Below are 23,989 nucleotides of genomic sequence, written 5' to 3' on the forward strand. Positions count from 1 at the left end.
AGCCTGCCGGTGTTAACACCGGCAGGCTTTTTCTGTGATGCGGTCAGGCTTACTTGCTGGTATCCAGCTCGTCGAAGCTTTTCACCAGATCGTCAATCGCTTTCATCTGCTTGAGGAACGGCTCCAGTTTATCCAGCGGCAGCGCGGACGGGCCGTCGCATTTCGCGTGGTCCGGATCCGGATGCGCTTCGATAAACAGACCGGCGATACCTACCGCCATACCGGCGCGGGCCAGCTCGCTCACCTGCGCGCGGCGACCGCCGGAGGCAGCGCCAAACGGGTCGCGGCACTGCAGCGCGTGGGTGACGTCGAAGATAACCGGCGAGTTGTTGGAGGCTTTCTTCATCACGCCGAAGCCGAGCATATCCACGACCAGGTTGTCGTAACCGAAGTTAGCGCCGCGGTCGCAGAGGATCACTTTGTCGTTACCGCCTTCGATAAACTTATCGACGATATTGCCCATCTGACCCGGGCTGACGAACTGCGGCTTCTTGACGTTGATCACCGCCCCGGTTTTGGCCATCGCTTCCACCAGGTCAGTCTGGCGCGCGAGGAAGGCCGGAAGCTGGATCACGTCCACCACGTCAGCCACCGGCTGCGCCTGGCTGGCTTCATGAACGTCGGTGATGATTTTCACGCCAAAGGTCTGCTTCAGCTCCTGGAAAATCTTCATCCCTTCTTCCAGACCCGGACCACGATAGGAGTGGATGGAGGAACGGTTGGCTTTATCAAAGGAGGCTTTGAAGACGTAGGGGATGCCAAGCTTCTGCGTAACGGTGACGTAATGTTCACAGATGCGCATCGCCAGATCGCGCGACTCCAGCACGTTCATCCCGCCGAACAGCACGAACGGCAGGTCGTTCGCTACGTTGATATCACCAATGCTAACCACTTTTTGTTTCATAAGTTCGCCTTATCAGGGTGTAACCGGAATGGTTCCAGACTAATGCAATGTAATTTGTTTGTGCGAAATCGTGTTGATCTGCGCGCGGATCATCTCACTGATCGGATCCTCCGGGCACTGCTCAACGAAATAGCTCAGATCCAACAGCGCCACGTGATCGCAGTCCAGCTGGGCGTATATCAGCCCGCGGTCGCGGATCTCATACGGATCTTCCGGGTTAAACTGCAGCAGCGCTTCGCTGGCGCGCAGAGCCAGCTCCATCTGCCGCTCTTCCATCAGCGCCGACTTCAGGGTGTCCAGCAGTTTGCGGATCACTTCGGCGTTGTCGGCTTCGTCGAGATCTTCATTAAACAGTTCCGCCACCGGCCCGATGTTGCCCTTCAGCCATACCTCCAGGGTATGTTCGTCGAGGGTCTCGCCGTTAAACGGATTAATCAGCCACATCTCTTCGCTGGTTTCCGGATCCGCGCGCAACAGCATTTGGGTCGGGAAGATCACCGGCACCACCGGCAGCGCCAGGCGCTGGGCGATCCACAGCAGGATCGCGCCTAACGACACCGCGCTCCCCTGACGGTTTACCAGCACTTTATCCAGCCATAGCGCGTCGGAAAGACGATAAATGCCCTGCGAAGCGCCAAAGCCCCACTCGTCGTAAAACAGCGCCAGCAGGCGTTCTATCTGGCGCTCCTGGTCCCACGACGGCGCAATCTCCTCCTGCGCGAGGCGCAGCAGCCGCTGCAGCTCTTCCTCGACAAAACGCGACGGAAAATCGTCGCGGACCTGTTCAGAAATGAGGACCATGCCATCACACAATGGCGCTTTGTTAAATTCGAAATCCGCTAATGACCCCATGCCCTACCCCAGTATCGGTATTCTTGTGATGGCGAGTTGAATGATAATAAACAACACCACCAGCGCCAGCAGGAACGCGATAAAACGGCTCTGCTGGCTGCGCGGACGACGGCGGCCCAGCGCGATAAAACCTAATGCGATGTAAATGATAACGCCAAACAGCTTTTCAGTCAGCCATGCGCCGTCTTCGGTAAACGGCAGGTAGTGCGTTATCGCCATTAAACCCGCACCGCTGAGAAACAGCAGCGTATCGCTGCAGTGCGGCGCAATTCGCACCCACCGCTGGTTCAGCAGCGGGCTCTGATGATACATCCACCAGTAACGTAAAACGAACAATCCTACCGACACCACCACGCTGGCGATGTGCAGGTAGAGGACAGCCGTGAATAAGTTCATCAGCCAACGTTCTCCATGTCGGGTAAACGTCCGAGAGTCAGACGTTCATTGTCGCCATAGTCGCGACAGGTCGCGACGTCGAGATAGCCCGCTTCGCGGAAGAGGGCGCGAACCGCCTCGCCCTGGGTCCAGCCATGCTCCAGCAGCATCCAGCCGCCGGGCAGCAGATACTGCCGTCCCTCGCGGATAATCTGCGCCAGATCCGCCAGCCCCTGATCGGCAGCGACCAGCGCCGTCAACGGCTCAAAGCGCACATCGCCCTCGGCGAGATGCGGGTCGGCGGCGTCGATATAGGGTGGATTACTGACGATCATGGCAAAACGCTGCCCGGCCAGCGCGGTAAACCAGTCGCTTTGCCGTATCGTCACGTTAGCGATGTCCAGATGAGCGGCATTGCGAAATGCCAGCGCCACGGCGTCCGGCATCACATCCACCGCGGTGACCTCGCAATCCGGACGCTCGCTGGCCAGCGCCAGAGCAATGGCGCCGGTCCCGGTGCCGAGGTCGAGAATACGGCACGGCGCGGCAGGCAGTCGCGCCAGCGCCTGCTCCACCAGACACTCGGTATCCGGTCGGGGGATCAGCGTCGCCGGGGAGACGAACAGCGGCAGCGACCAGAACTCACGCTGCCCAACCAGGTGGGCAATGGGTTCTCCGCGCTGACGTCGCTGCAGGAGCGCCTCCAGCGTCGTCGCCTCGTCAGCGGACAGCGTCGTTTCGCCGAAGGCCAAAATCCAGGTGCGCGCCCGGCCGGTAACATGTCCCAGCAGGATCTCGGCATCGCGTCGCGGGCTGTCGCTTTCACGCAGCCGGGCGATCGCCTGCTGCAGCCAGGCCTGAAAGGTCATCATTCCTGCTCGGACAGCGCCGCCAGCTGATCGGCCTGATATTCCTGAACAATTGGCTCAATCAGCATATCGAGTTTGCCTTCCATGGTTTCATCCAGACGATAAAGCGTCAGGTTGATGCGGTGGTCGGTCACGCGCCCCTGTGGGAAATTGTAAGTGCGGTTACGGTCGCTACGATCGCCGCTGCCCAGCAGGTTACGGCGCGTGGAGGCTTCCGCCTGCTGACGCTTGGCCACTTCGGCGGCGCGGATACGCGCCCCCAGCACTGACAACGCCTTGGCTTTGTTTTTATGCTGGGAACGTTCGTCCTGACACTCCACTACGATGCCGGTCGGCAGGTGAGTAATACGGATAGCCGAGTCGGTGGTGTTGACGTGCTGACCGCCCGCGCCGGAGGAGCGGAAAGTATCGATGCGCAGATCCGCCGGGTTAATGTCCGGCATTTCGGCTTCCGGCAGCTCCGGCATCACCGCCACGGTGCAGGCGGAGGTATGAATACGCCCCTGCGATTCGGTGGCCGGCACACGCTGCACGCGATGGCCGCCGGATTCAAATTTCAGCCGACCGTAAACGCCGTCGCCGCTGAATTTGGCGATCACCTCTTTGAAACCGCCGTGTTCACCTTCGTTGGCGCTGAGGATCTCCACCTGCCAGCGACGCGATTCCGCATAGCGGCTGTACATGCGGAACAGATCGCCGGCAAACAGCGCCGCTTCGTCACCGCCGGTTCCGGCGCGCACTTCCACGAAAGCGTTACGCTCGTCATCGGGATCTTTCGGCAACAGCAGCACCTGCAGCTGTTGCTCCAGCTGGTCGCCTTTTTCTTTGGCGTCACGCAGCTCTTCCTGCGCCATTTCGCGCATCTCCGGATCGTCGAGCATCATCTGCGCAGTTTCGATATCCTCCTGCACCTGACGCCAGTCGGTATAGCAGCGCGCCACATCGCTCAGTTGAGCGTATTCCCGCGACAACGCGCGGAATTTATCCTGATCGGCAATCGTCGCGGCATCGCCGAGCAGCGCCTGCACTTCTTCATGGCGCTCGTACAACGCTTCCAGTTTGGCAACAATAGAAGACTTCATAGGCGTGAATTCACCCTGTCCTGAAAATAAGAGAAAGGTGCGCTATTCCAGCCCGAGGCTGTTGCGCAGAATATGCAGGCGTTCGTCGTCCCCGTCACGGGCGGCCTGCTGAAGAGATTTGGTTGGCGCGTGGATCAGGCGGTTGGTCAGCTTGCGGGCCAGATCCTGCATAATTTCCTGGGCATCACCGCCCTGCTCCAGCGCGGCCAGCGCCTTCGCGGTCAGCTCCTCACGGACCTGCTCAGACTGAGAACGGTATTCGCGAATCGTCTCGCTGGCGCTCTGCGCGCGCAGCCAGGCCATAAATTCGCTGGTCTCCTGCTCGACGATCGATTCCGCCTGCACCGCCGCGGCTTTACGCTGCGCCAGGTTATGCTGAATGATGTTTTGCAGATCGTCGACGCTGTAGAGGTAGGCGTTGGCCAGTTTGCCGACCTCCGGTTCGACATCGCGCGGAACGGCAATATCCACCAGCAGCATCGGCTGGTTACGCCGCGCCTTAAGCGCGCGCTCCACCATGCCTTTGCCGATGATCGGCAGCGGGCTGGCGGTGGAGCTGATAATAATGTCGGCCTCTTTCAGCCGTTCGTCGATATCGCTGAGGGCAATCACCTCGGCGCCCACTTCGTCCGCCAGCGCCTGGGCGCGTTCGCGGGTGCGGTTGGCAATCACCATTTTGCGCACGTGATGTTCGCGAAGATGGCGCGCCACCAGTTCGATGGTTTCACCGGCGCCGACCAGTAACACGGTGACGCTGGAGAGCGATTCAAAGATTTGCCGCGCCAGGGTACAGGCGGCGAACGCGACGGAAACGGCGCTGGCGCCGATATCGGTTTCGGTACGCACACGCTTTGCCACCGAGAACGACTTCTGGAACATCCGCTCCAGTTCGCTGACGTTCAGATGACCGCGGCTGGAATCAGCAAACGCTTTTTTCACCTGGCCGAGGATCTGCGGCTCGCCCAGCACCAGCGAATCGAGGCCGCTGGCGACGCGCATCAGATGGCTGACGGCGTCGTTATCCTGGTGCCAGTAGAGGCTCTTACGCAGGTCTTCTTCGTTGAGGCCGTGATAGTTGCACAGCCAGCGGATCAGCGCTTCCTGCAGATTGTCCTGCTCTTCGACGCTGAGATAGAGTTCCGTGCGGTTGCAGGTCGACAGCACTACCCCACCCTGCACCATCGGCTGAGCCAGCAAGCTCTCCAGCGCCTGATCGAGCGTTTCCGGCGAAAACGTCACGCGTTCTCGCAGGTCGACCGGCGCTGTTTTGTGATTGATGCCAAGAGCTAAAAGGGTCATTGTGAGGGAGTAGTACCAGCGTTGCTAAGGTTAGTCTGAGTGCATCATACAGGATGCGCGTAATCAATAAAAGAGAGGCTCCCCTTTTGGAGTAATAGCCAAAGCAAGACCGCCATTAACGTTAATTTTTTGATTTCAGACAACTTGAACGTAGACGCTATCGCCCGGCGACGCTAGCATTAAGGGTTATAAATGTAACCTGCTACACAAATCGGCCCGCTATTCCCCTGCCGCCGTTTTTCCCTGTAGACATCAAGGATTTGTCATCATTATGAATCGACTGTTCCGCTTGCTGCCGCTGGCCAGCCTCGTCCTCACCGCCTGTTCTCTTCATACGCCGCAAGGGCCTGGCAAAAGCCCGGATTCGCCGCAGTGGCGTCAGCACCAGCAGGCTGTTCGCAGCCTCAACCAGTTCCAGACTCGCGGGGCGTTTGCCTATCTTTCCGATGAGCAAAAAGTCTATGCTCGCTTCTTCTGGCAACAGACCGGCCAGGACCGCTATCGCCTGCTGCTGACCAACCCGCTGGGCAGCACCGAGCTGTCGCTGACCGCGCAGCCAGGCAGCGTGCAGCTGATCGATAACAAAGGCCAGACCTACACCGCCACCGATGCCGAAGAGATGATCGGCCGCCTGACCGGGATGCCGATCCCGCTGAACAGCCTGCGCCAGTGGATCATCGGCCTGCCGGGCGACGCCACCGACTATTCGCTGGACGATCAGTACCGTCTGCGTGAACTTAACTACACGCAAAATGGCAAAACCTGGCACGTCACCTACGGCGGCTACACCAGCGATACCCAGCCAGCCCTGCCGTCTAATGTCGAGCTGAACAATGGCGCTCAGCGCATCAAGCTGAAGATGGATAACTGGATCGTGAAATGATGAGCCGCTGGCCCTCTCCTGCAAAACTGAATCTGTTTTTATATATCACCGGCCAGCGGGCCGATGGTTACCATACCCTGCAGACGCTGTTTCAGTTTCTCGACTATGGCGACACCTTGACCATCGAACCGCGAACTGACGGTCAACTGCGCCTGCTGACGCCGGTGGCCGGCGTGCCGGACGAGGAGAACCTGATCGTTCGCGCCGCGCGTCTGCTGATGCGTGCCGCCAGCGAAAGCGACCGCCTGCCGGCGGGTAGCGGCGCCGATATCAGTGTCGACAAGCGCCTGCCGATGGGCGGCGGTCTGGGCGGCGGCTCATCCAATGCCGCCACCGTGCTGGTGGCGCTCAACCATCTCTGGGGCTGCGGTCTCTCGGAAGAGGAGCTGGCGACCCTGGGCCTTCAGCTGGGGGCCGATGTGCCGGTCTTCGTGCGCGGCCATGCCGCCTTTGCCGAGGGAGTCGGCGAAATTCTGACACCGGTGGAGCCCGAGGAAAAATGGTACCTGGTGGCGCACCCGGGGGTCAGTATTCCGACGCCAGTCATTTTTCGCGATCCGGAGCTACCACGAAATACCCCGCGCCGGTCAATTAATACGTTATTAAATTGTGAATTCAGCAACGATTGCGAGCTTATCGCAAGAAAACGTTTTCGCGAGGTTGATGCAGCGCTTTCCTGGCTGTTAGAATATGCGCCGTCACGCCTGACCGGCACAGGGGCCTGTGTGTTTGCTGAATTTAACACCGAATCCGCTGCCCGTCAGGTGCTGGACACTGCCCCGGCATGGCTAAATGGCTTTGTAGCGCGCGGAGTTAACCTCTCGCCGCTCAAGCAGGCCCTGCTCTGAATCCTGCGCCGTGATGGCGCAACGATAACGAGTCAACCGGGGAAATTGAGTTACGGTGACAACGTCACCCTGTTCCAGACGTTGCATCGTGCTCTTTAAATACACCGACTGGATCGAATGGCGCCAGCCCGCACATTATTGGCCCACTCATCCACCACTGGACGCATGCCTGAGGTTCTTCTCGTGCCTGATATGAAGCTTTTTGCTGGTAACGCCACCCCGGAACTAGCACAACGTATTGCCAACCGCCTGTACACTTCTCTTGGCGACGCCGCTGTAGGTCGTTTTAGCGACGGCGAAGTCAGCGTACAAATCAATGAAAACGTACGCGGTGGTGATATTTTCATCATCCAGTCCACTTGTGCTCCCACCAATGACAACCTGATGGAACTGGTTGTTATGGTTGATGCTCTGCGTCGTGCTTCGGCAGGTCGTATCACCGCCGTTATCCCTTACTTCGGTTATGCTCGCCAGGACCGTCGTGTTCGTTCTGCTCGTGTGCCAATCACCGCGAAAGTGGTGGCAGATTTCCTGTCCAGCGTCGGCGTTGACCGCGTGCTGACCGTTGACCTGCACGCAGAACAGATCCAGGGCTTCTTCGATGTGCCAGTTGATAACGTGTTCGGCAGCCCAATCCTGCTGGAAGATATGCTGCAGCTGAACCTGGACAACCCGATTGTGGTTTCTCCGGACATCGGCGGCGTCGTGCGTGCCCGCGCTATCGCTAAACTGCTGAATGATACCGATATGGCTATCATCGACAAGCGCCGTCCGCGCGCCAACGTCTCCCAGGTGATGCATATCATCGGCGACGTGGCTGGTCGTGACTGCGTGATGGTCGACGATATGATCGACACCGGCGGCACCCTGTGTAAAGCGGCAGAAGCGCTGAAAGAGCGTGGCGCGAAACGCGTATTCGCTTATGCAACGCACCCGATCTTCTCCGGTAACGCTATCCAGAACATCAAAAACTCTGTGATTGATGAATTTGTCGTTTGCGATACCATTCCGCTGGCACCCGAAATTAAAGCGCTGGATAAAGTGCGTACTCTGACGCTCTCCGGTATGCTGGCTGAAGCTATTCGCCGTATCAGCAATGAAGAATCTATCTCTGCTATGTTCGAACATTAATCGAGCCGAGCATAAAAACCCGCTGCGGCGGGTTTTTTTGTCTCTGAATTTTTAATTCTTCCACAAAATCATTCGGCATGCGTCAAGGCGGCAAGTGAATGAATCCCCGGGAGCGTACAGGCAGTACGTGACCGGGGTAAATGAACGCAGCCAACACAGAGGCATCCCGAAGGATGACGTGGAAATGACCAATGCCTCCTTCACCTGCCATTTAGTTGACAGATGATGCGCTCATGGATGAAACATTATTGTGAACAGATTATTTTCCTCACATGTGATGCCTTTCCGCGCCCTCATCGACGCTTGTTGGAAAGAAAAGTACACCACCGCCCGCTTTACCCGCGATCTGATCGCCGGGATCACCGTCGGGATCATTGCGATTCCGCTGGCGATGGCGCTGGCGATTGGCAGCGGTGTGCCGCCGCAGTACGGCCTCTATACCTCAGCGGTGGCAGGGATTGTGATCGCCATAACCGGCGGGTCGCGCTTTAGCGTTTCCGGCCCGACCGCCGCCTTTGTGGTGATCCTCTATCCGGTTTCCCAGCAGTTTGGTCTGGCGGGGCTACTGGTGGCGACGCTGATGTCGGGGATCTTTTTAATTCTCTTTGGTCTGGCGCGCTTTGGCCGTCTGATCGAATATATCCCGCTGTCGGTGACTCTCGGTTTCACCTCCGGGATCGGTATCACCATCGGTACCATGCAGATTAAAGATTTCCTCGGCCTGCAGATGCCCCATGTGCCGGAGCATTACCTGCAGAAAGTGGCAGCGCTGGCGATGGCCCTGCCAACGATTAACCCCGGCGATGCCGCCATCGGCGTCGTCACTCTCGGCACTCTGATCCTCTGGCCGCGGCTGGGTATCCGTCTGCCGGGCCACCTTCCGGCGCTGCTGGCCGGCTGCGCGGTGATGCTGGTGGTTAATTTGCTCGGCGGCGATGTCGCCACAATTGGCTCGCAGTTCCACTATCAGCTGGCAGACGGCACTCAGGGCAACGGCATTCCACAGCTGCTGCCGCAGCTGGTACTCCCCTGGGATATGCCGGGTTCAAACTTTACCCTGAGCTGGGCCTCGCTGCAGGCTCTGCTGCCTGCCGCCTTCTCCATGGCGATGCTCGGCGCCATTGAGTCTCTGCTGTGCGCGGTGGTGCTTGATGGCATGACCGGTACCAAGCATAAAGCCAACAGCGAGCTGATTGGCCAGGGGCTGGGTAATATCGTTGCGCCGTTCTTCGGCGGGATCACTGCCACCGCGGCGATTGCCCGCTCGGCGGCGAACGTCCGCGCCGGCGCCACATCGCCGGTGGCCGCCGTGATCCACGCCCTGCTGGTGATCCTGGCGCTGCTGATCCTCGCCCCGCTGCTCTCCTGGCTGCCGCTGTCGGCGATGGCCGCCCTGCTGCTGATGGTGGCATGGAATATGAGCGAGGCGCATAAAGTGATCAACCTGCTGCGCCACGCACCGAAAGACGACATCGTGGTGATGCTGATGTGCATGTCGCTGACGGTGCTGTTTGATATGGTGATTGCCATCAGCGTCGGGATCGTGCTGGCCTCGCTGCTGTTTATGCGCCGTATCGCGCGCATGACCCATCTGGCGCCGGTCAACGTCGAGGTGCCAGACGATGTGCTGGTGCTGCGGGTGATTGGGCCGCTGTTCTTTGCCGCCGCCGAAGGCTTGTTCAACGACCTGGAGACCCGGATCGCCGGCAAGCGCATCGTGGTGCTGAAATGGGACGCGGTGCCGGTTCTCGACGCCGGTGGTCTGGATGCCTTCCAGCGCTTTGTGAACAAGCTGCCGGAAGGCTGTGAATTGCGCGTATCTAACCTCGAGTTTCAGCCGCTGCGCACGTTAGCGCGCGCCGGCGTCAAGCCGCTGCCCGGACGCCTGAGCTTCTACCCCGATCGTCAGGCCGCGCTGGCTGACCTGTGATCACCCGGCGGCAGGCCCCTGCGCCTGCCGCATCAAGGCTCCGGTCGCCTGCTGCAGCCAGCTCAGCACCGCCGGCGTCATCCAGGTGCCCTTCATCAAATGCGGCTCCTGCTCCATTGCCCGACGAAACTTCTGCAACGTCTGCGGCCGGGTACCGGCGTAGGACTGAAACAGTTCAAGCCACGCCCGGGCCAGCGCCTGACCCGACGCCGAGTCCGGCGCTACGCCCTCCCGGCACGCCTGATGCAGCTTCGCCACCAGCGCAGGCCACTCCTGTAGCCGGTCGAAATAGTGTCGGCGGGTGAACGCCATCTCCTCGTCGTCGAGGTAACGAGCCCAGATGGCCAGTTTGCTTTCGGCAAAGGCCTCGGTGATAAAGGCGATGATGGCCGGGGTGACGCCGGTCTGTTCAACCATTTGCGGCTCGGCGGCATGCATCTCGTTCAGGCGGGTCAGAAACTCCGGGCGCCCTGCCGTATCCTGCTCCAGGCGCTCCATCCAGCGCGTCGCCAGACTCATCGCCTGCGGACTGTCCGTCGGGCAGCCGCTCGCCATCAGCGTCTGCACCTCCTCTGTTAGCTCGCGCCACGCCTGCGCGCGCTGTTCATCCTGTGCCGCAAACGGCAGCGCGGCTAACTCCTGTTGACTAAACCAACGATCGTACATTTTCATTAACTCCAGCGTCTGTAGCCAGGACTCCAGATCGGGTTCATTGCCGCCCGCCAGCGCCTCGCGCAGCACCAACAGCCGGTCGCGCAGCCTGCCGACATCGCGCAATTGGGCGTTGAGCGTCTCTATCTGCTGCGTCAGCAGCTCGGGTAGCGACAGCGTTTGCCGATCGAGATAGTCCTTGATGGTGGCGAGCGTCAGCCCGGCCTGCGCCAGCGCCTTTATCATATGCAGGCGCTGAACCGCGGACAGGTTATAGAGCCGATAGCCCGCCTCGCTTCTGGCCGAAGGCGTTAACAGCCCCGTCTGTTCATAATGATGCAGCGTACGCACCGTCATTCCGGCGCGCTTCGCCAGCTCTCCCACCTGAATTAACATGACTGCTCCTCTCTGTGGCCAGGTCCGCTACTCTGCTGCCTGACGTAACGTCAGGGTCAAGCGAAAACCTCATTAGCTATTCATTTTGGTGGCAACCTTAGCAGCACGGAGGTCAGGACGGAATGGGGTCGTATGGTGATGGGGAAAAGAGGAGGAAATAACGAGAGTCACAGGAAAACGCATCGGCCTTCAGGGGCCGATGCGGGAAATCATGCTACGGTTAGCTGTGGCGATGCTGATTACGACGGCAGCGTTTATCATAGTGGCGCACCCACCAGTAGCGGTCGCTGACCTGCTCGTGGCCGCCAATACGGGCACCGGCCAGCCAGAGCACGGCGCCAACGAAGATGCTTAAGATTGCGCCATGTGCAAAGAATTGCGGCAGGTTAAGCTGCGGAAGCTGGTTCAGAATGGAGTAACCTACCCCCACAACCATCACCACCAACCCTAAGCCCATGAGTACGTTACCGAGTAACGAAGCGTTTTTGCGTTTCATGTGTCACCTCCGGACTTTGGGTTGCCAGGGAATATCCCCAAATCTTATAGGTGTAGTATAGACAGGGTCCCTGCCCTGGAGTGCGCCCACGATCACATTAGTGAACACCGATTAGACAAATATTTACAAATAAGCCTCTGAACAATATCAAATTCTAATGATTCAGGTGGGTAATCATCAATGCTGGTATTGTCTCGTGGGCAGAACTTTGTCAAGCGCGCCCGCAGACAGTACACTACGCGGCAGAGAATGCCCCATGCAGGAAAGAAAACGTGACCATTAAACTGATTGTCGGCCTGGCCAACCCCGGTGCGGAATATGCCGCCACCCGGCACAACGCTGGCGCCTGGTATGTAGATTTACTGGCGGATCGCCATCGTGCGCCGCTGCGCGAAGAGAGCAAGTTCTTCGGCTACACCTCGCGCATCAATCTGGCGGGCGAAGACGTTCGCCTGCTGGTTCCTACGACGTTTATGAACCTCAGCGGTAAAGCAGTGGCTGCAATGGCGACCTTTTATCGCATTAACCCGGATGAAATTCTGGTCGCCCATGATGAGCTGGATTTGCCGCCCGGGGTGGCGAAATTCAAGCTTGGCGGTGGCCATGGCGGCCACAACGGCCTAAAGGACATCATCAGTAAGCTCGGCAATAACCCGAACTTTCACCGCTTACGCGTCGGGATCGGCCATCCGGGTGACAAAAACAAGGTTGTCGGCTTTGTACTCGGCAAACCGCCGGTCAGCGAGCAGAAACTGATTGATGATGCTGTCGACGAAGCGGCGCGCTGCACCGAAATCTGGTTAAAGGACGGGCTGACCAAAGCCACCAACCGCTTACATGCCTTTAAGGCGCAATAAGCCGTTGTCGTGCGGCATTTTTGCCGCGCACCGTGTATAATAGGCAAAGCTATTCAATTTTCTGCAATCTGTTGCTTATAACAGATTGATTATCCAAAGATTAAGGTGATTTAAATCATGGGATTCAAATGCGGTATCGTCGGTTTGCCCAACGTCGGCAAATCCACCCTGTTCAATGCGCTCACCAAAGCGGGTATTGAAGCGGCCAACTTCCCCTTCTGTACCATTGAGCCGAACACCGGTGTCGTACCGATGCCCGATCCGCGTCTGGACAAGCTGGCTGAAATCGTCAAACCGCAGCGCATCCTGCCGACGACGATGGAATTCGTTGATATCGCGGGCCTGGTGAAAGGCGCGTCCAAAGGTGAAGGTCTCGGCAACCAGTTTCTGACCAACATCCGTGAAACCGAAGCCATCGGCCACGTAGTTCGCTGCTTTGAAAATGACAACATTATCCACGTTAACAACAAAGTGGATCCGGCTGACGACATCGACGTTATCAACACCGAGCTGGCACTCTCCGATCTGGACACCTGCGAGCGCGCTATCCACCGTGTGCAGAAGAAAGCTAAAGGCGGCGATAAAGACGCTAAAGCTGAGCTGGCGGCGCTGGAAAAATGCCTGCCGCAGCTGGAAAATGCCGGCATGCTGCGTTCACTGAAAAACCTGACCGACGAAGACAAAGCAGCGATTAAATACCTCAGTTTCCTGACGCTGAAGCCGACCATGTATATCGCCAACGTCAATGAAGACGGTTTTGAGAATAACCCTTATCTCGATAAAGTCCGTGAAATTGCCGCCGCCGAAGGTTCTGTGGTCGTCGCCGTTTGCGCCGCCGTTGAGTCCGATATTGCCGAGCTGGACGACGCTGACCGCGACGAGTTTATGGCCGAGCTGGGTCTCGAAGAGCCAGGCCTCAACCGCGTGATCCGCGCCGGTTACGAGCTGCTGAATCTGCAGACCTACTTCACCGCAGGGGTGAAGGAAGTTCGCGCATGGACCATCCCGGTCGGGGCAACCGCGCCGCAGGCAGCCGGTAAGATCCACACCGACTTCGAAAAAGGTTTTATCCGCGCGCAGACCATCGCCTATGAAGACTTTATTACCTACAAAGGCGAACAGGGTGCAAAAGAAGCCGGTAAAATGCGTGCAGAAGGCAAAGACTACATCGTGAAAGATGGCGATGTGATGAACTTCCTGTTCAACGTCTGATCCCGCTGGCTGGCGTTTTCGCCACCACCACGCCATAAAAAATCCACGCTCCGGCGTGGATTTTTTTTACCCGGACGACACGCTACTCCACAATATGGGTCTCTTCAGCCGCCTCATAGCCATCAACGATCTGCACAATTTTCTTTAATTCGCCCTCGATGAAAGCCGGGGTGGCGCTTTCCCCTGAGGCCGGGTGATGAAGCTCCACCGAGATGCCGCTGGCGGCATTGGTCAGTGACAGGCTGATCTCCTGCTGGCTCGCTGCGGACGATGGTCGCCCGATTTGCTGCACGATGGCCGCCGCCGCCGCGCGCGTATCAACGTCTGCGAGATGCCCCCACCTCATTTCAACATGTCCCTGCTGCCCTGCCTTTATCACCTGCAGCGTATAGCCGCTTCTTGCCGTTGCCATGTCTTTTCCTCCGGTTTCGTTGCCCGGGCGTCACATTATCAGCCCGGTTCTATCAGCAAAGTTCGTTCACTTGCGCCTTGCCGTTAATGACTCTTTTCCACATAGGTCTGCATGTTTTCTTTGGTCACTAACTCAAACGGGATCCAGACATGAGACTCGACCTTTTCTCCTTTAATCAGCTTCAGCGCTACCGCTAAGGCCGTTTTGCCCTGACCGACGGCGTCCTGGAAGACCGTCACCTGGATCTTATCGCTGGCCAGGGCTTTCAGCCCGTCCGGCGTGGCGTCGATCCCCCCGATCAACAGCTTCTTCTGGCTCTTCTCCAGCGCCATCGCCGCGCCAATCGCCATCTCATCGTTGTTCGCCGCCACAATATCAATCGCTTCCCCGTTGCCTGTCCAGTTCTGCATCAGATCCATTCCCTCGCTGCGGGAATAGTTGGCTGGCTGTTTCTGCACCACTTTCATTGCCGGATATTTGGCCACCACCTGCTCGACGTCTTTGGTGCGCTGCAGCGCGCCGGCGTCAGTGAGATTGCCGATCATGATGGCGACATTGCCTTTGTAGTTCGCCAGCTTCGCCAGCGCCTCCATCTGCAATGTGCCGGACTCCCGCTCGTCCGAACCGACAAACACCACGCCAGGCGGTAACGTTTTATCCCCCGGCGTCCGGTTCACATACACCAGCGGCATTTTGGCCTGCTGTGCCATCTTCGTCAGCTGCGGGGTGCTGGCGGAGTCCACCGGGTCGACGATGATCGCGTCCACGCCGGAGGCGATAAAGCTCTGCACCTGATCGGCCTGACGTCCGGTGTCGCCGCGGGCGTCTTCAAACTGCACGTCGACATGACGGGCGCGGGCCTCTTTCTCAATGGACTGGCGGATAATGGTGAGAAAGTTTTGATCGAAGTAGGCCATTGAGACGCCGATCTTCTCCGCCAAAGCCGAGGCGGAACAGGCCAGTAACCCCACTAACAGGATGATTTTACAGTGCTTCATAGCATGCCCTCAGAGGTCGAAATGAAATTTTCAATATAAAAACAAATGGTATATTTAAATCATTTTCAGACTACGAAGGGCGTTCGGTTCTTGCAATCATGATGTAAAGAAAATGTTGCCATGCGCACATTTTATTTCACCGCCTCACTCACTGAGGGCTCACCGGTAGGGGGGATCGCCGCGGGCGGCGCCTGCTTTCGCTTCAGCAGGGCATACTCCACGATCAGTTGTTGCAGATGCAGCTCCGCGAGGCTTCCCCGGGCGGCAGGCCAGGGTTGATCAACGGGAAGCGCGGCCAGCTGGCGTAGCTCCTCCTCCAGCGGAACGGCGCGGTTAAACGACTGCATGATGGCAAACACTGCGGTTTTCAGTTCGCTCACCGTGAGGTATCTCCCCTTCTGCTCGTCGAGGGTATTGAGCTGGCCGGCGAGCCGCTGCAGCTGCTGCATTCCCTCGGACCAGCCGGTGAGGTTTTCCGCGGGCAGTGCGGCAGCGCTCAACTGCTGCCGCCACTGCTGCGCCAGCGGTTGTGCTTGATCCGGCCAGCGACTCAAGGCCTGCCGGACCAGCTGGTCGCCGTAGCTTACCGCCCAGTCCGGCGCCAGGCGGGCGAGCTCGCCAAGCTGGCGCTGCGTCTGAGGCAGATCCACCGGCATCAGGGGAGATGCCCCCGGCAGGCCCGGTATCACATTTTGGGTCACCGAAATGGGCGGTAAATCGGACTGACGCAACGCCAGCCATCCACCGACGGCGATGCCCGTCACCGCCAGCATGGTGACCATCCCGGCGACAAACGGCTTCCAGCGCGGCGCGGTTGCCGGAGAAGACGCCACCACTGGCGCGGGTCGCTTTGCAGGTAAAGGCGGCGCAAGCGGCTCAGCCTTTGGTCTACGTTTTAGTTCTGGCACTGGTTCAACCTTTGCCGCATCCTCTTCGCTGACCAGAGCGCCGGGAAGTTCCGCGTCAGACACCGCCACCGGCGGCGCGGTGGGGAGCGCTGGCGCAGGGTCGAGATTCTCGAAGCGGCTTACCGTGCTGTGCAACAGCGCCCGCAGGTCGCTCAGCGGGTTTTCAGGCGCGATCTCAAGGCGCTGGAGCACTGCGTCGAAGCTTTGCAGCGAACGTTCAGCCAGACCAAGCGACTCGAGATCCGCCGGGGCGAGACTCAGAGTGCGGATCACCTGCCGCAGCCGCTTGCTCAGGGTGCGGAAGATCTCTGTCCGGGCCGGGAGCGCCTGCGGCCACAGGTTTTTCCCCTGGTGGGCCAGCAGCGACTCCATTAGCGACAGCCCCTCGTGGATCCCTACCAGCCCGCCCAGCCTGGCGCGGGCCAGCGTATACCAGGCGACAGTCTGCAGATCCGCGCCGTGATGCTCCAGCAGCGAGCGGGCAAGCTGCTCGGCATACGGCCAGTTAATATCCGGCCGCGCCGGGTGGCTGAGCTTGTTCATTTCCGCACGCAGGGCAATAAAATCAGCCAGCGTGCGCGGGTCGCCACCGGTTTTATAGTGGCGTTCGTCGTGTGTTGTCATCATGATGTTTTTCAGCGAGAGATTAGAGGGCGGAGCGGGCGTCAAGATACTGCTGGCGTTTGAGGTGGCGGATCAACACCCTGCCCTCGGGCATAAACTCTGTGCCGTAACGCACCAGGCCAATATCCTTCAGCTCCGCATCAATGGCATAGCGCAGTTCGCCGGGCGCATGCTGATCGAGCATCACCACCGCGATCCGCTGCAGGCGCGGTTCGTACTTCAATAATACCGCCGACAACGTGCTCATCAGCTGATGCGCCGACGCCGGCATGCCCTGGAGGATAGCGGTCATATCCGGCAGGCCGTAGTCCGGCAGATGCGCCAGCGTTCCGGCCCGACAGTTGAGGATGCGCTGCATGTTATCGAGCACCGACAGGATGACCTGATCCGTTTCGCTGACAGTATTCAGGTCAAGCCCGCCGGCGAAGTTGCCGTACAGGATGTCATACAGGGAGGGACGAGGCATTTTCACTTCTCCTTAAGCGGGTGCAGCGTCAGTTGATTTTGGCTGGCTTCGATAATGCGCGGCCTCGCCGGGTCATGATCGTCCCGGGTGAGTACCAGCCGCCAGCTGTTTTGCGTCAGATGGAAACATCATGTTATTTTTCACTGGCTACTTATCATAAAGGGAAAAATTAGGAGCTGGTAATATCCAGGGGTAAATAATATCTGAATTCAAATCTTACCGTCGTTCATTACCCACGAGAAGGCTGCTAAAAAGAAAATTCATCATATCCTCTCTTTTAATTCCCCATTGAATTTAATTAGCGAATTAGTCTCTCCGTCAGGCTTATTTATATTGATCTTAAATATAAATAATAAAAATATCATCGCAATCGATATAGCTTCATTAGCGCCGAGGCCAAAGCCTCCCCCGGCATCAGAGAGTTGCCCGGAGGAGTACCCCGCCCCACCCGGCCATTGCCAGGCGCTGAATTACCCCGTATTTTGGTTTTCCGCTCCGCTGTGGGCGGGTATCAGGGCGAACGAGAGAGAGAAAATGAAACCGCTATTTGTCTATGGGACGCTCTGTCCCGGTCGCAGCAATGCGCACATTCTGGAGGCGATCGGGGGCGAGTGGCGTCCCGGCTACGTCACTGGCACCTTTTACGCGCGCGGCTGGGGCGCAGCCGCCGATTTTCCGGGGATCGTCCTCAACGCTCACGGCCCACGGGTCAACGGCTATCTGTTCCTGTCCGATCGTCTGGCGGCGCACTGGCCCATGCTGGACGACTTTGAGGAGGGGTACGATCGGGTGCCGGTGGAGGTGACCACCGACGATGGACAACAGGTCAGCGCCTGGATTTATCAGCTTCAGCCCCGGGAGTAATCCCCGCCGCGAACGCGCTGTACAATACAGCAGCCCAGCGCGTTCACGGCTTTGCGGTCAGTCCGCCAGGCTTTCCGCCACTGGAGTCACCAGCGCCTTCTTCTCAGCCCAGCAGGCAACGTTATCGAGCACCAGTTGCGCCATCGCCGCGCGGGTACTCCAGGTGGCGCTGGCCATATGCGGTGTGACGACCACATTACTGCGCTGCAGCAGCCCGGCCGGTACCGCCGGTTCATGGCTGAAGACATCCAGCCCCGCCCCGGCGATAATCCCGCTCTCCAGCGCGGCAACCAGCGCGGGCTCATCAATCACGCTGCCGCGCGAGATATTGATGAGGATCCCTTTCTCCCCCAGCGCCGCCAGCACCGGCTGGTTAATGAGCCCCTGGTTTGCCGCCGTTCCCGGCGTGCAGATAACCAGAAAATCACTCTCCGCAGCCAGGGTCAGCAGATCTTCCCGCCAGGCATAATTTAGCGCCGGGAGACGCTTGCGGTCATGATAAGCAATCTGCATGGCGAACCCCTCGCAGCGCCGGGCGATGGCCTGGCCGATGCGCCCCATGCCCACGATGCCGACCCGCGAACCGGAGACTTTTTGCGTCCACGGAAAACCGCCCGCCGCCCACTCGCCCGCTTCGATAAACTTGTGGGCGGCGACGATCTGCCGCGAGGTCGCCAGCATCAGGCCCAGCGCCAGATCCGCCACATCGTCGGTTAACACCCCCGGCGTATGGCTGACCCGCACCTGGTGCTCAGCGGCCGCCTGCACATCCACGCCGTCATAGCCGACGCCAAAGACGGCGATCAGCTCCAGCGCAGGCAGGCTGGCGATCAGCTCTCGCGTCACGGTGGCTTCGCCGTTGGTGATGAGCACGGTAAAGGTGCCGGCCAGCGCGCGAAAGTCGGCGTCAGTGAGTGCGGTCAGCTCCACGAGGTGATAGCGTCGCGCCAGTTCCGCGGTCAGGGCATCCGGGAGCGAAGCCTGTTTTAACACGTTCAGTTTCATAGCTTATCTTCTTTCAGAGTGTGGAAGGCGGAGGGTTTCTGGCCGCTCCGGGAGACGATGATGCCGATAATCCCGCCAAGGGCCAGCGCCACGGCGACGATCAACAGTCCAGAGTGATAGCTGTTGGTCAGGTCCTTAATCTTCCCGAGCAGCGGCGGCAGGCCTAAGCCGACAAAATTGGCGATGGTGTTGATAAATGCAATGGAGGCCGCGGCCGCCACGCCCGCCAGCTTCTCGGTGGTCACCGCCCAGAACACCGGCGTTAGCGCGAAATTGAAGCCCACGGTGAGCACCAGCAGCAGATAGGCAACCAGCAGGTTGCCGGCATAGATGGCGACAGCCAGCGAGAGACCGGCCAGAATCAGCGGCAGCCCCATATGCCACGCCCGCTCGCCGGTCAGATCCGAATGACGGCCATTGAGGTACATAAACAGGCAGGCGAAAATAAACGGCACCGCGGACAGCAGACTAATAACCACATCGCTCTGCTCGCTGGCCATACTTTTGAGGATCAGCGGTAAGAAAAGCGTGATACCGATGGAGCCGAACGCCTGCAGAAACCAGACCAGACTCAGCAGGAGTACCACTTTATTTTTCAGCGCACTGAACCAGGAGGCGTGTTGATTGACTACCGCGCCGCGGTTATCAGCGGCAATCTGCGCCGTCAGCCAGCCTTTCTCCGCCTCAGAGAGCCAGGCCGCCTTTTGCGGGCTGGAAGGCAGCAGCCAGAGCACCAGCGCCCCCAGCACGATGGCGGGAACGCCTTCAATGGCGAACAGCCAGCGCCAGCCGGCGACATCGGCAATGCCATGCATATTTAAAATCAGCCCCGAGACGGGCAGCCCGATGATCGACGCCAGCACCGATCCCATATAAAAGAACGACATCGCCCGCGCCCGGTTGCGCTTCGGAAACCAGCAGGAGATATAGTAAATAATCCCTGGGGTGAATCCCGCCTCCGCCATGCCGAGTAAAAAACGCATAATATAGAGCTGGGTCGGCGTCTGGACGAACGCCATGCCGGCGCTCACCATTCCCCAGGTGATCATTATTCTGGCGATCCAGATCCGCGCCCCCACCCGGGTCATGATCAGGTTGCTGGGAATTTCGAAAATAATATAGGAAATATAAAACATGCCGACCCCAAGGCCGTACATGCTGGCCGTTAATCCCAGATCGGCATTCATTTGCAGCGCGGCAATAGAAATATTGGTTTTATCAAGATTGGCGACAAAATAGCAGATAATAATAAAGGGGATGATTTTGCTGTTTAGCTTTTTTAATGTAGAAGTACAGAGTTCAATGCTCATAATAATAACCCCATGACTTTGCCTCGGGCAGGGGAAGACCGCCCGCACCAGGCAAAGATTGATATTAAGAATCGCAGCAGGTATTAACCGGGGACTACCACTCGGCGACCACGCCATCGGCAAGGCGCCAGACGGGGTTCCGCCAGTCAGGAGCGCGTCGGCTCATCTCGATCACTTTCTCTTCGTCGATGTCGACCCCCAGCCCCGGCTTCATTAACGGCTTAAAGTACCCCCCCTCCATATTGAAATCGGCTTTGTTTTTCACGAAGTCGAGTAACTCGGCGCCCTGGTTATAGTGGATCCCCATGCTCTGCTCCTGGAAGACAGCAATGTAGGAAACAAAGTCCACGTGCAGACAGGCGGCCAGCGCGATGGGGCCTAACGGGCAGTGCGGGGCCAGCGACACGTCCGCCGCTTCCGCCATACCGGCGATTTTGAAGCATTCGGTGATGCCGCCGGCGTGAGAGAGATCGGGCTGCAGAATAGCCAGGCCGCCGGCCTCCAGCACCCGCTTGAACTCAAAGCGCGAGAACATGCGCTCGCCGGCGGCCAGCGGGATCGCGGTTTGCGCCGCCAGCCGCGGGTAGTACTCAGCCTGCTCGGCCAGCACCGGCTCTTCGATAAACAGCGGCCGATAGGGTTCCAGCTCTTTAATCAGCAATTTCGCCATCGGCGCGCTGACGCGGCCATGAAAATCGAGGCCAAATTCAATGTCGTTGCCAAATGCTTCGCGGATCTGCGCCACCGTGTTCACCGCCGCATCCACCGTGCGCGAACTGTCAATCATCCCCATTTCCTGACAGCCGTTGAGTTTGAAGGTATCAAACCCCATCCCGCGCAGCGTGTTAATCCCGGCAATGACCTCGGCAGGTCTATCTCCTCCCACCCAGCTGTAAGCTTTGATTTTATCGCGCACCAGGCCGCCCAGCAGCTGCCAGACCGGCGCATTTAACGCCTTCCCTTTAATGTCCCACAGCGCCTGGTCAATACCGGCGATCGCGCTCATCAGGATCGGTCCGCCGCGATAAAAGCCGGCGCGGTACATAACCTGCCACAGATCGTTGATCCGCGCCGGATCCTGGCCAATCAGATAGTCCCCCAGCTCATGTACCGCCGCCTCCACGGTGCGCGCCCGGCCTTCGACGATCGGCTCGCCCCAGCCGACTATCCCCTCGTCGGTTTCAATCTTGAGGAACATCCAACGCGGGGGTAAACGCCAGGTGGTCAGTTTGGTTATTTTCATTTCACAGCCTCTTGATACGCCCTAACAAATGCGGCGGCCTGCTCTGCGGTCCGCGTTACCGGCTGACCGGCGCGATAGAGATCGCTGCCCAGCCCCGCGCCCGCACAACCGGCCTCGATCCATTGCGCCAGGTTTTCCGGCGTGACGCCGCCGACGGCAAATACCGGCACCGACGCGGGCAAAACCGCTTTCAGCGCCCTGATGTAGTCGGGGCCAAACGCCGAAGAGGGAAAAATCTTCAGCGCCTGCGCCCCGGCCTCCAGCGCGGTAAACGCCTCGCTTGCCGTCGCGCAGCCGGCGCAGACGGTCATCCCGTGCCCGACGGCCCGGCGGATCACCGCCGGCTGCACATTGGGGGTCACCACCAGCCGCGCCCCAAGCTGCGCCAGCCGATCGACCTGCGCTTCCTGCAGCACCGTTCCGGCGCCAATCAGCGCCTGCGCGCCGTAGGCCTCGACCACGGCCGGGATGCTCTGCTGCCATTGCGGTGAATTGAGCGGGATCTCCACGGTGTCGAACCCGGCGGCGATCGCCGCACCGACGTGCGCCAGCGCCTCGTCAGGGGTGATGCCGCGCAGAATAGCGATCAGCGGAAGTGAGGTTTGCCACTGCATGTACGATGCTCCTTATACCAGCCAGAAAGGCATCGTCGCCCGACACTGTCGTCACCTGGCGGCCCAGCAGCTGAAATGCCTGCTGATAGCGCGCGGAGAGGGACGGGCCGGCAACGATCGCGATAGCCTGTTCGTCGGCAATGAAGGCGCGCATGCTGGCCACCTCCGCGCCAATTAACAGGCCGGATAGATACTCGCTCACCTGCTCCCGGGCCAGCGCCCCCAACAGGTGCGCGGCGCGGGTCTCAAAAAGCTGTGGCAACACCGCGGGCGTGGCCAGGCCGCGCGCCAGTCCGGCGTGAAACGCCGCCGGCGCAGCCTGCTGCTCGGGTAATCCCGCACCGATCAGGGAGTGCGTCAGCAGCAGATGGTGCAGTTCGCCGGTCATCACCGTGCGAAAGTCCTCAATCCGCCGGCCGTCGGTTTTGACCCATTTGCAATGGGTGCCGGGCATGACGTACACCGCCGCAGGGGCCAGCAGGCGTGCGCCGAGGAGCTGTGTCTCTTCGCCGCGCATGACGTTGTGGTGGTCTTCGCGGGAAGTGCAAAGCCCGGGGACAATCCAGATCCCTTCATCTACGGCGGTCAACTGGTCGCCAATGGCCGTGAAATCGGCGGGAAGCGGTAAATAGGGCGCGTTCTTCCAGCCCACGTTGCTGCCTACCATTCCCGCCATGACCACCGGGGTACGCCCCTCGCGCCAGCCATGGATTTGTGTCGCTAACACCGCTGCCGGCGATTGACCGTTCAGGCGGGCGATCCCCGCCGCCGACTGTCGGCTGTCGAGGCAGCGTTCGCCCTCAAACAGCCAGGCGCGAAAATTGGTCGATCCCCAGTCAACAGCGATGTAGCGAGATGTCATGTGATTTCCTTCAGTCTTCGTGTCGAGCTGGCGATCATGGTGAGCGCCGCCTGCTCTGCCGCGTTGCTGTCCTGATGGCGAATCGCATCGAACAGCGCTTTATGTTCCTGGAGCGTTTGCGGCATGTTGGCCTCATCCCCCATCCAGGTCCGTTCAAATATCGCGCGCTGCAGCGAGCTAATCGCCACGCTGAGCTGCTGCAGCACCGGGTTATGCACTGACGCCAGCACCGCTTCGTGATAGCGAATGTCGGCTTCATTAAAGGCATCGCGCTGCTGGTTGTTGGCGATCATGTCATTCAGCGCCGCCTCAATCTGCGCCAGATCGCTGGAGGTGGCCCTCTCTGCCGCCCAGCGGGCTATCGCCGGCTCCACCAGATTACGCACTTCGCTCATCGCCGCGATGAGCCCCGGGTCTTCATCCTGTTCCAGCGCCCATTGCAATACGTCGCTGTCGAGGAAATTCCACTGGCTGCGCGGCGCGACGAAGGCGCCGCGATAGCGTTTCATCTCAATCAAGCGCTTCGCCTCCAGCGAGCGAAAGACTTCGCGGATGATGTTGCGGGAGGTGGCAAACTCCTCGCACAGGTCAGCCTCCGCCGGCAGCGCCGCGCCGGGAAGATATTTGCCGCTCACAATCTGGCGGCCCAGGGTCACCATCAGCCGATCGGTTTTAGTCAGGTTCATAGCGTGTCCTTAACGGGGTTATGCCCGGTTACTTTACTCCGTTCAGCGCGTTTCCACCCAGTCTGGTAGTACAAACGTGAACCTGTTCATCCTTGCCTGTGACACATAGTAGTACTATTAATAAAAATTGTACTACAATACAGATCACAAAAAAGACAATCCATCACAAAAAAGGATCGTCGACATGCCAAAAATGGTGGCGACGATCCTTC

The 23,989-nt window shown here is 59.1% G+C and carries 25 protein-coding genes and 1 pseudogene; 7 read left to right on the plus strand and 19 right to left on the minus strand.

Annotated elements, in window-relative coordinates; translation table 11 throughout:
• Nucleotides 1-49: 49 nt before the first annotated feature.
• From kdsA to hemA, 6 genes are read right to left on the minus strand one after another with little or no spacing between them, the layout of a single operon-like run.
• Nucleotides 50-904 (minus strand): 3-deoxy-8-phosphooctulonate synthase, encoded by an 855-nt coding sequence (gene kdsA, locus HMPREF3096_RS20015; protein ID WP_002910393.1) that lies wholly within the window; start codon nucleotides 902-904, stop codon nucleotides 50-52.
• Between the two features lie 39 nt (nucleotides 905-943).
• Entirely contained in the window at nucleotides 944-1,756 is an 813-nt protein-coding gene (sirB1, locus tag HMPREF3096_RS20020) for an invasion regulator SirB1 (RefSeq protein ID WP_008804390.1), read from the minus strand.
• A gap of 3 nt (nucleotides 1,757-1,759) precedes the next feature.
• Nucleotides 1,760-2,152, minus strand: coding sequence for an invasion regulator SirB2 (sirB2, locus tag HMPREF3096_RS20025; RefSeq protein WP_008804389.1), 393 nt, complete (start codon nucleotides 2,150-2,152; stop codon nucleotides 1,760-1,762).
• A complete protein-coding gene (gene prmC, locus HMPREF3096_RS20030; RefSeq protein ID WP_038421415.1) occupies nucleotides 2,152-3,000 on the minus strand; it encodes a peptide chain release factor N(5)-glutamine methyltransferase in 849 nt (282 codons plus the stop codon). The genes sirB2 and prmC overlap by 1 nt, the downstream gene beginning before the upstream one ends.
• Nucleotides 3,000-4,082 carry a peptide chain release factor 1 gene (prfA, locus tag HMPREF3096_RS20035; RefSeq protein ID WP_008804387.1) on the minus strand — a complete coding sequence of 361 codons (1,083 nt, stop codon included), beginning with the start codon at nucleotides 4,080-4,082 and terminating at the stop codon, nucleotides 3,000-3,002. Before prfA ends, prmC begins: the two co-directional genes overlap by 1 nt.
• A gap of 42 nt (nucleotides 4,083-4,124) precedes the next feature.
• Nucleotides 4,125-5,381: a glutamyl-tRNA reductase gene (gene hemA / locus HMPREF3096_RS20040; RefSeq protein ID WP_012541339.1), complete on the minus strand. Its 1,257-nt coding sequence runs from the start codon at nucleotides 5,379-5,381 to the stop codon at nucleotides 4,125-4,127.
• A 271-nt stretch (nucleotides 5,382-5,652) separates the two neighbouring features.
• Between hemA and lolB the strand changes: the two genes are divergently transcribed.
• The 4 genes from lolB (at nucleotide 5,653) to dauA (ending at nucleotide 10,173) form a co-directional block, all read left to right on the plus strand.
• On the plus strand, nucleotides 5,653-6,264 hold the full coding sequence (gene lolB, locus HMPREF3096_RS20045) for a lipoprotein insertase outer membrane protein LolB (protein ID WP_008804385.1): 612 nt from the start codon (nucleotides 5,653-5,655) through the stop codon (nucleotides 6,262-6,264).
• Complete coding sequence (gene ispE, locus HMPREF3096_RS20050; RefSeq protein WP_012541338.1) at nucleotides 6,264-7,112, plus strand: 4-(cytidine 5'-diphospho)-2-C-methyl-D-erythritol kinase; 849 nt, start codon at nucleotides 6,264-6,266, stop codon at nucleotides 7,110-7,112. The genes lolB and ispE overlap by 1 nt, the downstream gene beginning before the upstream one ends.
• A gap of 183 nt (nucleotides 7,113-7,295) precedes the next feature.
• Entirely contained in the window at nucleotides 7,296-8,243 is a 948-nt protein-coding gene (gene prs / locus HMPREF3096_RS20055; protein ID WP_002910407.1) for a ribose-phosphate diphosphokinase, read from the plus strand.
• A gap of 250 nt (nucleotides 8,244-8,493) precedes the next feature.
• Nucleotides 8,494-10,173: a C4-dicarboxylic acid transporter DauA gene (dauA, locus tag HMPREF3096_RS20060; protein WP_071582957.1), complete on the plus strand. Its 1,680-nt coding sequence runs from the start codon at nucleotides 8,494-8,496 to the stop codon at nucleotides 10,171-10,173.
• Here dauA and HMPREF3096_RS20065 read toward each other — a convergent pair whose 3' ends face one another.
• Together HMPREF3096_RS20065 and ychH are read right to left on the minus strand one after the other, a co-directional pair.
• A complete protein-coding gene (locus HMPREF3096_RS20065; RefSeq protein WP_012541336.1) occupies nucleotides 10,174-11,220 on the minus strand; it encodes a MerR family transcriptional regulator in 1,047 nt (348 codons plus the stop codon).
• Between the two features lie 220 nt (nucleotides 11,221-11,440).
• Nucleotides 11,441-11,716, minus strand: a complete 276-nt coding sequence (ychH, locus tag HMPREF3096_RS20070) for a stress-induced protein YchH (protein WP_002910437.1) — start codon at nucleotides 11,714-11,716, stop codon at nucleotides 11,441-11,443.
• Between the two features lie 272 nt (nucleotides 11,717-11,988).
• Here ychH and pth point away from each other — a divergent pair, with 272 nt between their 5' ends.
• Both pth and ychF read left to right on the plus strand, forming a co-directional pair.
• Complete coding sequence (pth, locus tag HMPREF3096_RS20075) at nucleotides 11,989-12,573, plus strand: aminoacyl-tRNA hydrolase (protein WP_040968631.1); 585 nt, start codon at nucleotides 11,989-11,991, stop codon at nucleotides 12,571-12,573.
• Between the two features lie 117 nt (nucleotides 12,574-12,690).
• Entirely contained in the window at nucleotides 12,691-13,785 is a 1,095-nt protein-coding gene (gene ychF / locus HMPREF3096_RS20080) for a redox-regulated ATPase YchF (RefSeq protein WP_008804380.1), read from the plus strand.
• Between the two features lie 82 nt (nucleotides 13,786-13,867).
• Here ychF and HMPREF3096_RS20085 read toward each other — a convergent pair whose 3' ends face one another.
• The 5 genes and pseudogenes from HMPREF3096_RS20085 to HMPREF3096_RS29665 form a co-directional block, all read right to left on the minus strand.
• Entirely contained in the window at nucleotides 13,868-14,197 is a 330-nt protein-coding gene (locus tag HMPREF3096_RS20085) for a DUF1869 domain-containing protein (RefSeq protein ID WP_008804379.1), read from the minus strand.
• Between the two features lie 83 nt (nucleotides 14,198-14,280).
• Nucleotides 14,281-15,195, minus strand: coding sequence for a sugar ABC transporter substrate-binding protein (locus tag HMPREF3096_RS20090; protein ID WP_063105840.1), 915 nt, complete (start codon nucleotides 15,193-15,195; stop codon nucleotides 14,281-14,283).
• A gap of 131 nt (nucleotides 15,196-15,326) precedes the next feature.
• Entirely contained in the window at nucleotides 15,327-16,730 is a 1,404-nt protein-coding gene (locus HMPREF3096_RS20095; protein ID WP_070544559.1) for a VasL domain-containing protein, read from the minus strand.
• Between the two features lie 19 nt (nucleotides 16,731-16,749).
• Nucleotides 16,750-17,193 carry a type VI secretion system baseplate subunit TssE gene (tssE, locus tag HMPREF3096_RS20100; RefSeq protein ID WP_004152261.1) on the minus strand — a complete coding sequence of 148 codons (444 nt, stop codon included), beginning with the start codon at nucleotides 17,191-17,193 and terminating at the stop codon, nucleotides 16,750-16,752.
• A gap of 2 nt (nucleotides 17,194-17,195) precedes the next feature.
• Nucleotides 17,196-17,312: pseudogene (locus tag HMPREF3096_RS29665) on the minus strand (type VI secretion system lipoprotein TssJ); the annotation flags it as partial.
• 415 nt (nucleotides 17,313-17,727) lie between these two features.
• Here HMPREF3096_RS29665 and HMPREF3096_RS20105 point away from each other — a divergent pair.
• On the plus strand, nucleotides 17,728-18,057 hold the full coding sequence (locus tag HMPREF3096_RS20105; RefSeq protein ID WP_008804357.1) for a gamma-glutamylcyclotransferase family protein: 330 nt from the start codon (nucleotides 17,728-17,730) through the stop codon (nucleotides 18,055-18,057).
• Between the two features lie 57 nt (nucleotides 18,058-18,114).
• Here HMPREF3096_RS20105 and HMPREF3096_RS20110 read toward each other — a convergent pair whose 3' ends face one another.
• The 6 genes from HMPREF3096_RS20110 to dgoR form a co-directional block, all read right to left on the minus strand.
• The gene (locus tag HMPREF3096_RS20110) at nucleotides 18,115-19,062 is read right to left on the minus strand and encodes a 2-hydroxyacid dehydrogenase (RefSeq protein WP_008804356.1); all 948 of its coding nucleotides are present in this window, start codon (nucleotides 19,060-19,062) and stop codon (nucleotides 18,115-18,117) included.
• Nucleotides 19,059-20,372 (minus strand): MFS transporter, encoded by a 1,314-nt coding sequence (locus HMPREF3096_RS20115; RefSeq protein WP_043875087.1) that lies wholly within the window; start codon nucleotides 20,370-20,372, stop codon nucleotides 19,059-19,061. The genes HMPREF3096_RS20110 and HMPREF3096_RS20115 overlap by 4 nt, the downstream gene beginning before the upstream one ends.
• A 94-nt stretch (nucleotides 20,373-20,466) precedes the next feature.
• Nucleotides 20,467-21,615 (minus strand): galactonate dehydratase, encoded by a 1,149-nt coding sequence (gene dgoD / locus HMPREF3096_RS20120; protein ID WP_070544560.1) that lies wholly within the window; start codon nucleotides 21,613-21,615, stop codon nucleotides 20,467-20,469.
• Entirely contained in the window at nucleotides 21,612-22,229 is a 618-nt protein-coding gene (locus HMPREF3096_RS20125) for a 2-dehydro-3-deoxy-6-phosphogalactonate aldolase (RefSeq protein ID WP_023340379.1), read from the minus strand. The genes dgoD and HMPREF3096_RS20125 overlap by 4 nt, the downstream gene beginning before the upstream one ends.
• The gene (locus HMPREF3096_RS20130) at nucleotides 22,174-23,091 is read right to left on the minus strand and encodes a 2-dehydro-3-deoxygalactonokinase (protein ID WP_023340380.1); all 918 of its coding nucleotides are present in this window, start codon (nucleotides 23,089-23,091) and stop codon (nucleotides 22,174-22,176) included. The genes HMPREF3096_RS20125 and HMPREF3096_RS20130 overlap by 56 nt, the downstream gene beginning before the upstream one ends.
• Nucleotides 23,088-23,777, minus strand: a complete 690-nt coding sequence (gene dgoR / locus HMPREF3096_RS20135) for a D-galactonate utilization transcriptional regulator DgoR (RefSeq protein WP_022066201.1) — start codon at nucleotides 23,775-23,777, stop codon at nucleotides 23,088-23,090. Before dgoR ends, HMPREF3096_RS20130 begins: the two co-directional genes overlap by 4 nt.
• Between the last annotated feature and the right edge of the window lie 212 nt (nucleotides 23,778-23,989).

The sequence above is a fragment of the Klebsiella sp. HMSC25G12 genome, assembly GCF_001807705.1.
GTDB classification, from domain to species: Bacteria; Pseudomonadota; Gammaproteobacteria; order Enterobacterales; family Enterobacteriaceae; genus Klebsiella; species Klebsiella variicola.